The 11,150-nt window shown below is 66.8% G+C and carries 11 protein-coding genes; 10 read left to right on the forward strand and 1 reads right to left on the reverse strand.

The window, feature by feature from the left end; all coding sequences use genetic code 11:
- The 10 genes from ABD678_RS12395 to ABD678_RS12440 form a co-directional block, all read left to right on the forward strand.
- A partial coding sequence (locus ABD678_RS12395; RefSeq protein WP_344757219.1) for an HNH endonuclease signature motif containing protein occupies positions 1-1,082 on the forward strand: 1,082 nt, incomplete at its 5' end.
- A gap of 72 nt (positions 1,083-1,154) precedes the next feature.
- On the forward strand, positions 1,155-2,003 hold the full coding sequence (locus ABD678_RS12400; RefSeq protein WP_344757222.1) for a nitrilase-related carbon-nitrogen hydrolase: 849 nt from the start codon (positions 1,155-1,157) through the stop codon (positions 2,001-2,003).
- A 27-nt stretch (positions 2,004-2,030) separates the two neighbouring features.
- Entirely contained in the window at positions 2,031-3,449 is a 1,419-nt protein-coding gene (gene hydA, locus ABD678_RS12405) for a dihydropyrimidinase (RefSeq protein ID WP_344757224.1), read from the forward strand.
- 7 nt (positions 3,450-3,456) lie between these two features.
- The gene (locus ABD678_RS12410) at positions 3,457-4,479 is read left to right on the forward strand and encodes a TIGR03842 family LLM class F420-dependent oxidoreductase (RefSeq protein WP_344757226.1); all 1,023 of its coding nucleotides are present in this window, start codon (positions 3,457-3,459) and stop codon (positions 4,477-4,479) included.
- A gap of 3 nt (positions 4,480-4,482) precedes the next feature.
- Positions 4,483-5,859 carry an aspartate aminotransferase family protein gene (locus ABD678_RS12415; protein ID WP_344757228.1) on the forward strand — a complete coding sequence of 459 codons (1,377 nt, stop codon included), beginning with the start codon at positions 4,483-4,485 and terminating at the stop codon, positions 5,857-5,859.
- Between the two features lie 67 nt (positions 5,860-5,926).
- Positions 5,927-6,541, forward strand: a complete 615-nt coding sequence (locus ABD678_RS12420) for a YceD family protein (RefSeq protein ID WP_344757230.1) — start codon at positions 5,927-5,929, stop codon at positions 6,539-6,541.
- Positions 6,542-6,543: 2 nt separating this feature from the next.
- Complete coding sequence (gene rpmF / locus ABD678_RS12425) at positions 6,544-6,747, forward strand: 50S ribosomal protein L32 (RefSeq protein ID WP_344757232.1); 204 nt, start codon at positions 6,544-6,546, stop codon at positions 6,745-6,747.
- A 16-nt stretch (positions 6,748-6,763) separates the two neighbouring features.
- Positions 6,764-7,585: a ribonuclease III gene (gene rnc, locus ABD678_RS12430; protein WP_344757234.1), complete on the forward strand. Its 822-nt coding sequence runs from the start codon at positions 6,764-6,766 to the stop codon at positions 7,583-7,585.
- 2 nt (positions 7,586-7,587) lie between these two features.
- Positions 7,588-8,496 carry a bifunctional DNA-formamidopyrimidine glycosylase/DNA-(apurinic or apyrimidinic site) lyase gene (gene mutM, locus ABD678_RS12435; RefSeq protein WP_344757236.1) on the forward strand — a complete coding sequence of 303 codons (909 nt, stop codon included), beginning with the start codon at positions 7,588-7,590 and terminating at the stop codon, positions 8,494-8,496.
- A 140-nt stretch (positions 8,497-8,636) separates the two neighbouring features.
- Entirely contained in the window at positions 8,637-9,986 is a 1,350-nt protein-coding gene (locus ABD678_RS12440) for a YVTN family beta-propeller repeat protein (RefSeq protein ID WP_344757238.1), read from the forward strand.
- Between the two features lie 45 nt (positions 9,987-10,031).
- Here ABD678_RS12440 and ABD678_RS12445 read toward each other — a convergent pair whose 3' ends face one another.
- The gene (locus ABD678_RS12445) at positions 10,032-11,114 is read right to left on the reverse strand and encodes a GNAT family N-acetyltransferase (protein WP_344757240.1); all 1,083 of its coding nucleotides are present in this window, start codon (positions 11,112-11,114) and stop codon (positions 10,032-10,034) included.
- Positions 11,115-11,150 lie beyond the last annotated feature (36 nt).

The raw sequence follows: 11,150 nt of genomic DNA on the forward strand, positions 1-11,150 counted from the left end.
TCTGCCAAGCCATCACCCGCGGGACCCTCAGCATCGACAGCGCCGACGCCCTCCGACGCGGACTCGGCAAACCCGGGGGTGACATGACGGCCGAGAAGCTGCGGGCGCTCGCAACGGAGTTGCTGTCGCGGTACAGCGACCTGCCCGCGGATGCCCTCTTCCAGAGGGCACGCGCCGAACGGGATCTCAACGATCTCGACGGCATCGCCGCCCGTCAGCAGGAGTTGTATCTGCAGGGCGGGTTCCGGTTGTTCCGCAAGGCCAACGGGATGTACGGGTATGCAGGGCAGGCCGACCCGGAGTCCGCAGCCGTGCTCCTGGGCGCCCTCGACCCTCTCACGAGTCCGCGTCGGGGTGGACCGCGTTTCACGAGGCCCGAGGATGTCGCCCGGGCGCAGGCGGTCATCGACGACCCGCGCACGACCGACCGCATCACGCTCGACGGGCTCGTCGCCCTCGTGAAGTCCGGGAGTCAGTCGGCAGGCCCGACGGGCGAGGAGACGGTGCCGAACGGCGACCACACGCTCGTCAAGGTCGTCGTGGCCGTGGACCGTACCGGGCAGCCGTCCTCCTTCGCGGAGATCGAATCGACCGGAACGGTGATCCCCCTCGGCACAGCCGAAGCCGCACTGTGCGACGCCACCTGGCAGGAAGTCACGATCGACACCTGCGACAACCCCCTTGACGTCGGTCGGAGGCAGCGGCTCTTCAGCCGTCGGCAGCGGGGAGCCCTTGCGGTGCGGGACGGTGGCTGCCTGTGGCCGGAATGCACCCAGCCTCCGGCCTTCACGGAGGCCCACCACATCGAACAGTGGAAACGCGATCGCGGCCGAACGGATGTCGGCAACGGCATCCTGCTGTGCCGGTTCCACCACCTGCTCCTGCACAACAATCGCTGGGAGATCCATCGGGACGCGGACGGCCGGTATTGGCTCACGCCCCCGACGGCGGTCGACCCGCAGCAGACCGCGATTCGGCTGGAGAGCAGGAGCACCCTCTCCCGGCATCGGCGGCGAGAACGAGAGGGCGTTCAGGGCTCGGCAGGAAGGGACCAGGGGGCATCCGTCGCGTTGCTCATCTGAGCAATCCGGGGCTTGCGTAAACGTCCTATGCTCGATGGATACCCGGGAAACAACTCGACGTGGAGGAACCCCATGACTGTCGTACGCGCCGCCATCACCCAGACCACCTGGACCGGCGACAAGGAATCGATGCTTGCGAAGCACGAGCAGTTCGCCCGTGATGCCGCCGCCGAGGGGGCCCAGGTCATCTGCTTCCAGGAACTCTTCTACGGGCCATACTTCGGCATCACCGAAGACAAGAAGTACTACGCGTACGCCGAGCCGGCCGACGGCCCCATCGTGCAGCGCTTCGCCAAGCTGGCGAAAGAGCTGAACATGGTCATGATCCTCCCCATCTACGAGGAGGACATGACGGGCGTGTACTACAACACGGCCGTCATCGTCGACGCGGACGGCACGATCCTCGGCAAGTACCGCAAGCACCACCTTCCGCACCTCGACCGGTTCTGGGAGAAGTTCTACTTCCGCCCCGGCAACATGGGCTACCCGGTGTTCGACACCGCCGTCGGCAAGATCGGGCTCTACATCTGCTATGACCGGCACTTCCCCGAGGGCTGGCGCGAGCTGGGCCTGAATGGCGCGCACATCGTGTTCAATCCGAACGCCACCAAGCCCGGACTCTCCAACCGGCTCTGGGAGGTCGAGGGCCCGGCTGCCGCCGTGGCCAACGGATACTTCGTGCTCCAACCCAACCGGGTCGGGCGCGAGGACAACGAGTACGGCGAGCTCGCCGTCGACTTCTACGGAACCAGCCAGGTCATCGACCCGCGCGGCAACTTCGTCGGCGAGCGGGGCTCGGGCACCGACGAAGAGGTCCTCATCCGCGATCTCGACATGGACATGGTGAAGCAGATGCGCGACGACTGGCAGTTCTACCGTGACCGCAGGCCGGACTCCTACACCTCCATCCCCAAGCCATAGTCGCCGGATGTCTGCAAAGGAGCTGACATGAAGACTCTGATCAAGAACGGCACGGTCGTGAACTCGACCGGAACCGCATCCGCCGACGTGCTCATCGACGGCGAGACGATCGCCGCCGTGCTGGCCCCGGGATCGCACCTCCTGGGGTTCGACATCGAGAAGAATGTGGACACGGTCATCGACGCGACCGGCAAGTACGTCATCCCGGGCGGCGTCGACGCCCACACCCACATGGAGATGCCGTTCGGCGGCACGAACGCGAGCGACACCTTCGAGACCGGGACCCGCGCTGCCGCCTGGGGCGGTACGACGAGCATCGTCGACTTCGTCGTGCAGTACCCCGACCAGAACGTACTCGACCAATACCACGCCTGGCATGAGAAGGCCGCGGGCAACTGCGCCATCGACTACGGGTTCCACCAGATCCTCTCCGATGTGCAGGACTCCTCGCTCGTGGCGATGGATGAGCTCATCAAGGAGGGCGTGTCGAGCTTCAAGCTCTTCATGGCCTACAAGGGCGTGTTCCTCTCGGACGACGGTCAGATCCTGCGCGCCTTCCAGAAGGGCGCCCAGAACGGTGCGCTCATGATGATGCACGCCGAGAATGGCGCGGTCATCGACGTGCTCGTGAAGCAGGCCATCGAGGCCGGCAACACCTCGCCCTACTACCACGGGCTCACCCGCCCCTGGCAGGCGGAGGAGGAGGCCACCCATCGTGCCATCATGATTGCCAACCTCACCGGTGCACCGCTCTACGTCGTGCACGTGAGCGCGAAGCAGGCGGTTGAGCAGATCGCCCACGCCCGCGACCTCGGCCAGAACGTGTTCGGCGAGACCTGCCCGCAGTACCTCTACCTCTCGCTCGAGGAGCAGTTGGGCGCCCCCGGATTCGAGGGTGCCAAATGGGTGTGCTCGACGCCGCTGCGCTCGCGCGCAGAAGGTCACCAGCACCACATGTGGCAAGCGTTGCGCACCAACGACATCCAGATGGTGTCGACCGACCACTGCCCGTTCTGCATGAAGGGTCAGAAAGACATGGGAATCGGCGACTTCTCGAAGATCCCGAACGGCATCGGCTCGGTCGAGCACCGCATGGACCTGCTCTACCAGGGCGTCGTCGAGGGCAACATCTCCCTCGAGCGCTGGGTCGAGGTCACCTCGACGACCCCGTCGCGGATGTTCGGCATGTACGGCAAGAAGGGCGTCATCCAGCCCGGCGCTGATGCGGATGTCGTGGTCTACAACCCGAACGGGCACACCTCGATCGGGCTCAACAAGACCCACCACATGAACATGGACTACTCCGCCTGGGAGGGCTTCGAGATCGACGGCCACGTCGACACCGTGCTCTCCCGCGGCAAGGTCATCGTCGACGGCGACGAGTACGTCGGTGCCAAGGGCGACGGCAAGTACTTCAAGCGCGGTCTCTCGCAGTACCTGATCTAGGAGCACCATGGATTTCGGAGCAGTACTCCAGACGCACCCGCCGGCCTCCCGTACCGTCGCCCTCGCGAAACTCGCGGAGCAGCACGGCTTCAGCCACGTGTGGACCTTCGACTCGCACCTGCTGTGGCAGGAGCCTTACGTCATCTACAGCCAGATCCTGGCCGAGACGCACAAGATCAAGGTCGGCCCGATGGTGACGAACCCGGCCACCAGGGACTGGACGGTCACCGCATCCATCTTCGCGACACTCAATGAGATGTACGGCAACCGCACGATCTGCGGGATCGGCCGCGGCGACTCGGCGGTGCGCGTGACCAACGGTGCGCCCACCAACCTGAAGACGCTGCGCGAGTCGATCCACGTCATCCGGGAGCTCGCCAACAGCCGCGGTGTCGAATACAACGGGGCGCAACTGCAGTTCCCCTGGAGCCACGACTCCGAACTCGAGGTCTGGGTCGCCGCCTACGGCCCGCTCGCCCTCAAGCTCACGGGCGAGGTGGGCGACGGCTTCATCCTGCAGTTGGCCGACCTCGACGTTGCCGAGTGGATGATCGCGACCGTGCGCAAGGCGGCGAAGGCGGCCGGACGCGATCCGGATGCCGTCAAATTCTGCGTCGCCGCCCCCATGTACGTGGGCGACGGGTGGGAGCATATGCGCGACCAGTGTCGCTGGTTCGGGGGGATGGTCGGCAACCACGTCGCCGACATCGTCGCCAAGTACGGCGAGGACTCGGCCGTTCCCAAGGCGCTCACCGACTACATCAAGGGTCGCGAAGGCTACGACTACAACGAACACGGCCAGGCGGGCAACACCCACACCGACTTCGTGCCCGACGAGATCGTGGACCGGTTCTGCATCCTCGGCCCGGTCGAGGACCACGTGGCCAAGCTCAAGGAGTTCAAGAACATGGGAGTCGACCAGTTCGCCGGCTACCTCCAGCACGACAACAAGGAAGAGACGCTTCGGGTCTACGGTGAGACTGTGATCCCCGCATTGCGCGATCACATCATTGCGAAGAGAGAGAACTAGAGAATGACCGCAGGACAGTCCCACACCGCCGACGGCTCGCAGACGCACGCCGTCGATAGTGCAGAGGGCAAGCTCGCATACGACCTCGACCGGGCGCACGTGTTCCACTCCTGGTCGGCGCAGGGCGCGCTCAAACCCTTCGTGCCCGCCGGCGCGCTCGGCAGCAGGATGTGGGACTACGACGGCAGGGAGTACCTCGACTTCTCGAGCCAGCTCGTCAACATGAACATCGGCCACCAGCATCCGAAGGTCATCGCCGCCATCAAGGCGCAGGCCGACGTGCTCACGATGATCGCGCCGGCGCACGCCAGCCTGCCGCGAGGCGAGGCCGCCAAGCGCATCCTCGCGAAGGCCGGGTCCACCTTCAGCCGGGTGTTCTTCACGAACGGCGGGGCGGATGCCAACGAGAACGCGATCCGGATGGCGCGCCTCGTGACGGGGCGCGACAAGGTGCTCTCGCAGTACCGCTCCTACCACGGCAACACCGGTGCGGCGATCGGCGCGACCGGCGACTGGCGACGCGTGCCCAACGAGTACTCGCGCGGACATGTGCACTTCTTTGGACCCTTCCTCTACCGCAGCGAGTTCTGGGCGACGACGCCCGAGGAGGAGTGCGAGCGAGCGCTGCACAGCCTCGAGCGGATCATTCAGGCGGAAGGACCGAAGTCGATCGCGGCGATCCTCGTCGAGAGCGTGCCGGGCACGGCGGGCATCCTCGTCCCACCGGCCGGTTATCTCGCCGGGCTTCGTGCTCTCGCCGACAAGTACGGCATGATGCTCATCCTCGATGAGGTCATGGCCGGGTTCGGCCGCACGGGGGAATGGTTCGCCTTCCAGGGCGACTTCGGCGACGGCAGGAACAGTGTCGTCCCCGACCTCATCACCTTCGCCAAAGGCGTCAACTCCGGCTATGTGCCGGCGGGCGGCGTCGTCATCTCTGAGTCGATCGCGAACGCGTTCGTCGACGAGGTGTTCCCCGGCGGGCTCACCTATTCGGGGCATCCGCTCGCCATGGCGGCGATCGTGGCGACGCTCGACGCCATGGACGAAGAAGGCATCATCGAGAACGCAGCCACGATCGGGCGCGACCACCTGGCGCCCGGGCTCGCAGAGCTGCAGGCGAAGCATCCGATGATCGGCGAGGTGCGAGGCGTCGGCGTCTTCTGGGCGCTCGACCTCGTGGCCGACCGGGCGACGCACGAGCCGGTGAACGCGGCGGTGATCGGCGCGCTCAAGTCCGAGCTCCAGCAGCGCGGGTTGCTGCCGTTCGCCTCGGAGAACCGCATCCACGTCGTGCCGCCGTGCGTCGTGACCACGGATGAGGTGGCCAGCGCCCTGCGGATCTACGACGAGGCGTTCACCGCGGTCGAGAAGTCCTGAGACCGGGTGTTCGCCGGCGCCATGGATCGGGCCTGCGCGGATCGGGCCCGCGGATTAGGCTGATGCGGTGGTTCACGTGAAGAAGACTCCCCCCAGGAAGTCTGCGCCGGGGAAGACAGCGCTGAGGAAGATAGCGCTGACGCTGGATGTCGTCGACCTCATCCACCGGCCGGGCGAGATGCGCGAACGCACGATCGAGGTCGCCGCTCCGGCAGGCTGGGGCAACGCGGTCATCGGTGTGCGCGAGGGCGAGCCGGTGCATATCGACGTGCGGTTGGAGTCGCTGCACGAGGGCATCCTCGTCTCGGCGGAAGTCGACACGGTCGCCCGGGGGGAGTGCGTTCGGTGCCTCATCGACCTCGAGGAAGTGGTCGAGGTCGAAATCCGGGAGGTTTTCGCGTATTCTCTTGACGACGCATTCGACTACGACGTTCACGAGACCCAGGTGGATCTCGAACCCGTGGTCAGGGACGCGGTGGTATTGTCACTGCCGTTCCAGCCCGTCTGCCAGGCGGAGTGCACAGGTTTGTGCCCGCAGTGCGGGGTGCGGCTCCTGGACAATCCCGGGCACGAGCATGAGGTGCCCGTCGATCCACGGTGGGCTGCGCTCGGCGGGCTCGCGGGGGTCAAAGAAGAAGACGTTGGGGCTGCGGAAAGCGGCGCCGAGAAAGAGAAGAGATAACCATGGCTGTTCCCAAGCGCAAGATGTCGCGCGCCAGCACCCGTGCGCGCCGCGCCCAGTGGAAGGCTACCCCGCCGACCCTCGTCAAGACGATCGAGGGCGGGAAGGTCGTCTACAGCCTTCCGCACCGCGCGAAGGTCGTCGAGGACTCGACCGGCACACCCCTGTACCTGGAGTACAAGGGTCGCAAGGTCGCCGACGTCTGATCGACCGACACCAGGGATGTCGGACCAGGGGGAGCGCAGGGACGGTGACGCCACTGACCCCCAGGAACTCGCGCTCCGGCTCAAAGCCCCGATCGCCCCGGGGCTGCTTGAGCTTGCCCTGACACACCGTTCGTTCGCGTACGAGAACGGCGGTATCGCCCACAACGAGCGCCTCGAGTTCCTCGGCGACTCGATTCTCGGCCAGGCCGTCACGGTCATGCTCTACACCGAGAATCCCGATCTCGACGAGGGCGAGCTCGCCAAGCGACGGGCGAGTCTCGTGAGCAGTGTCGCGCTCGCGGAGGTGGCGCGCCGGATCGGGCTCGGTGAGTTCATCCGGCTCGGCAAGGGCGAGGAGCACACCGGGGGGCGCGAGAAGTCGTCGATCCTCGCCGACACCGTCGAAGCGGTCATCGGTGCCGCATACCTCGACCTCGGGCCGGACCCGGCGACGGAGCTCGTACTGCGCCTCATCCGACCGCTCATGGACAGTCCGGACCGCTTCGGTGCGTCGATGGACCCGAAGACGAGCCTTCAGGAGCTCGCCGCCGTCCTCGGGTACGGACTTCCGCACTACGAGGTGACCGACAGCGGCCCCGACCACTCGAAGCGGTTTCGCGCGGTCGTGATGCTCTCCGGTGACAAGGTCGCCTCGGGCGAGGGCTCGAGCAAGAAGCACGCGGAGATGGCGGCAGCGCTCGAGGCCTGGAACATACTGCAGGCGGATGCCGGCGGAGTCGGGACGCGGCGCCCGGCTCGCGTCGCGGGCACTGCAGGCCGGGTCGAGGCGACAGGGAACGGTGGCGCTCTCGGCGCCCCGGGCATCGCCGGCGACTGATCGTGCCCGAACTGCCTGAGGTCGAGGTGGTGCGTGCAGGCCTCGTCCCCTTCGCCACGGGTGCGCGGGTGACCCGCGTCGAGGTGCTCGACGAACGCTCGCTGCGGCGGCATCCTGGGCCGGCGGAGGACTTCGTCGACCGCCTCACCGGCGCCGTGCTCGCGGCGCCGTCCCGCCGCGGCAAATACCTCTGGCTGCCCCTGCTTTCGAATCCGTTCGGCGACGGTGAGGCGCTCGTCGTGCACCTGGGGATGAGCGGGCAGGTGCTGTTGAGGCCGCCCGGAACCCAGGATGCCCTCACGCGCATCCGGATCGACCTCGAGCATCCGCAGAACGGACCGGTACGGCTCAACTTCGTCGACCAGCGCATCTTCGGTTCGATGGCGATCGACGCGCTCGTGGCGGCGGCAGATCTCGGGCCGGATGCTCCCGGCGAGCGGCTGCCGGCATCCGTCGCCCACATCGCGCGCGACCCGCTCGACCCGCACTTCGACGACGCGCGATTCCTGGCCGCGCTCCGCCGGCGCCGCACCGGGGTGAAGCGCGCGCTGCTCGACCAGAGCCTCGTGAGCGGAATCGGCAACATCTACGCGGACGAGGCGCTCTGGGCGGCGCGCATCCACTACGACCAGCCGACGGATGCTCTGAGCCGTCCGCGCGCGAAAGCCCTGCTCACCGAGGTGCGCGCCGTGCTCGCGAAGGCCCTCGCCGAGGGCGGCACGAGTTTCGACGCGCAGTATCTCAACGTCAACGGCGAGTCGGGGTACTTCTCCCACTCACTCAACGCCTACGGGCAGCAGGGCCGGCCGTGCCCGCGCTGCGGCCGCCCGATCGTGCGCGAGCAGTTCATGAACCGCGGCAGTCACTTCTGCCCGCACTGCCAGCGCCTGCGTAGCCGCTCCGGGAACTGAGCGGTCTGGTAAGCGGTATATCAGCAGGATAAGGTGAGCGGATACCACTTCCTTTTCCCCTGACTTGGAGCACGCACCCGATGGCGACAGCAGCTTCGACCCCTTCGCGTCCCGCGCACTTTTCAGTTGGTCGTTCGCGATTGCTCCTGGCTGCCGCTGCGACGCTCGCGGCCGGCCTCGTCCTCGGGGCCGGATCGCCCGCCTGGGCGGATGCGGTGGTCCCGCCGGCGATCTCCGTCGGAGACGCGCCGGGCGGCGTGGCATTCGCTCCGGATGGCTCTAAGGCGTATGTCGTCAACAGCGGCTCCGACTCGGTGTCGGTCATCAATACAGCCACGGATACCGTGGTGGGCACGATCACGGTCGGTTCCAACCCACTCTTCGTCGCCTTCTCCCCGGACGAGGCAATGGCCTACGTAACCAATCGCTTCTCTAACTCGGTGTCGGTGATCGACACGGACACGGATGCCGTCGTCGACACGATCGCCGTCGGTTCCGAACCGATCTCGGTGGCGTTCGCGTCAGACGGCGGACGTGCCTATGTCACGAACCGCGCTGACGGTTCGGTGTCGATCATCGACACCTCAAGCGGTCTCGTCGTGGCGACGGTCGCCGTCGGTACCAGCCCGAGCGGCATTGCAATCTCCCCGGACGGCTCTCGGGCCTATGTCGCGAACCAAGGCGGGAGCTCGGTGTCAGTGATCGATACCGTCGCGGGGGCGGTGGTTGGTGCGCCGATCGACGTCGGATCCTTCCCGTCGGGCATCGCGGTCTCCCCGGACGGCTCCCTGGTCTACGTCGCGAACCAGTTAGAGAACTCCGTGTCGGTGATCGATGCGGCGACCGCCGCCGTCACGGTGACCATCGCGCTCGGTCTGGGGACACAGCCCTACATTCCGGCGTTCTCCCCGGATGGCACCAAGATCTACGTCACTAACCTCAATAGCGACTCCATCTCGGTGATCGACCCGGTCACGGCGGCGGTTGTCGCGACGATCCCGATGGGGAACCGCCCGGTGCTTACGGCGTTCTCCCTCACCCAGCCAAAGGCCTATGTCACCAACGAGGACGACGACTCGGTGACGGTCATCGCCGTCGACGCGGTCGCACCGGCGATCACGTCAGGTCTACCGTCGGCCGCCACCCAGAACTCGGCCTACTCGTTCACCGTGACGGCATCCGGGTACGAGGCGCCGACCTTCGCGGTGACCGTGGGCGAACTGCCGGCGGGTCTGGATCTCGACCCCGTCTCCGGCACCGTCTCGGGCACTCCGACGACCTCAGGGAGCTTCGCGTTCACCGTCACCGCGAGCAATTCGGCCGGATCGGATGCCGCGGCCTACACGCTCGAGATCGAGTCGGCCCCGACCATCGACAACGAGTTGGCGGCGACTGGGGTCGACGCGCGGATGGGCGGGCTGCTGGGCGGTCTCCTGCTGCTGGGCGGAGCGGTCTTCGTCGCGGCTCGCCGGCGCCGGCAGACTGCCTGATACGACGCGACACGACGCGACGAGCTTGGCGAGCTGCGGCCGGCACTAACTCACGCCGGTGTCCTTCTTCCAGCCGCCTCCGTAGCCAACCGCAACGAAACCGATCGCCTCGTTGACATCGAGCATGCGACGGTTCTCCTCGGCGTTGAAGGTGGTGACCGACGGATGCCCCGGGTGCGTCTCGGCGAGGTACTGCAGGTTCGCGAGCTTGAGGAGCATCCCCAGCCGGTGGCCGCGGTGCTCCTTGAGCACGAGGGTGTCCTGCTGCTCGACCGGCCGTTCGAGTTCGGCGGGAACCGAGAGCTCGGTGAAGCCCGCGAGCCTGCCCGACGGCACATGCTCGGCAACGGTGAGGAGCATCGTGCGCGGGCTCTCCTCCTGACGGTCGTCGATGGTGCGCACCCGGTCGTCGTCCCAGTTCTCCTCGTTGACCTCGAGGCCGGCCGCCGGCGCATCCGTGCTCATCCGCTGGTGGAGGAGGGCGATGTCGGAGACCCACTGCTCGGGGGTGCGCCCGGTCCACCGGACGAGCCGGTAGTCCTCGCCAGCAGCAGCCAGGGCAGAGTCGAAGAGTCGCGCGAACTCGGTCTCATCCACGGGAAGTGCGAGGCGGCTCATCCGCTCGACCTGCTCAAGGGCGAATCCCCGCTCAAGCAGGAATCGAGTCTCCGGGTTATCGAGGGGGACCGAACCGAAGCCGGTCGGAGACGGCAACTGCTCCGATCCGTCGGCGCCTTTGTGGATGAAATAGCCCTGCTGCACGGTGCGGTCATCGGCTGCGCACATCGCCACCAGCCTCTCGTAGAGCGCGGAGCCGATACCGCGCCGACGGAACGCGGGCAGCACCTCGATCGCGAGCCAGGCATCCTTGGAGTCCTCTTCGATGGGCGCCTGGTAGATGGCGCGGGCGACGATGCGCCCGTCGACCCGCGCAACGAGGCAGGTTTGGGGCTGGTACGAGTCCTGCCAGTTCGGCAGGAGCTCCGCGGGCTCGTAACACAGGTCGCGGTTGCCGACGGTGTCGGCCTCGATCTCGTTGCGGACGTGCGTCATCTCGATGAAACCGGCCGCATCCGGTGCGTCGATCGTGGCCGGGATCACCAGTTGGTCGATCGTGAAAGCGGTCATGGGGTCACTCCGTGTCGATGGTCCGTCCCTCGACAG

Source organism: Leifsonella bigeumensis (genome assembly GCF_039537265.1).
GTDB classification, from domain to species: Bacteria; Actinomycetota; Actinomycetes; order Actinomycetales; family Microbacteriaceae; genus Terrimesophilobacter; species Terrimesophilobacter bigeumensis.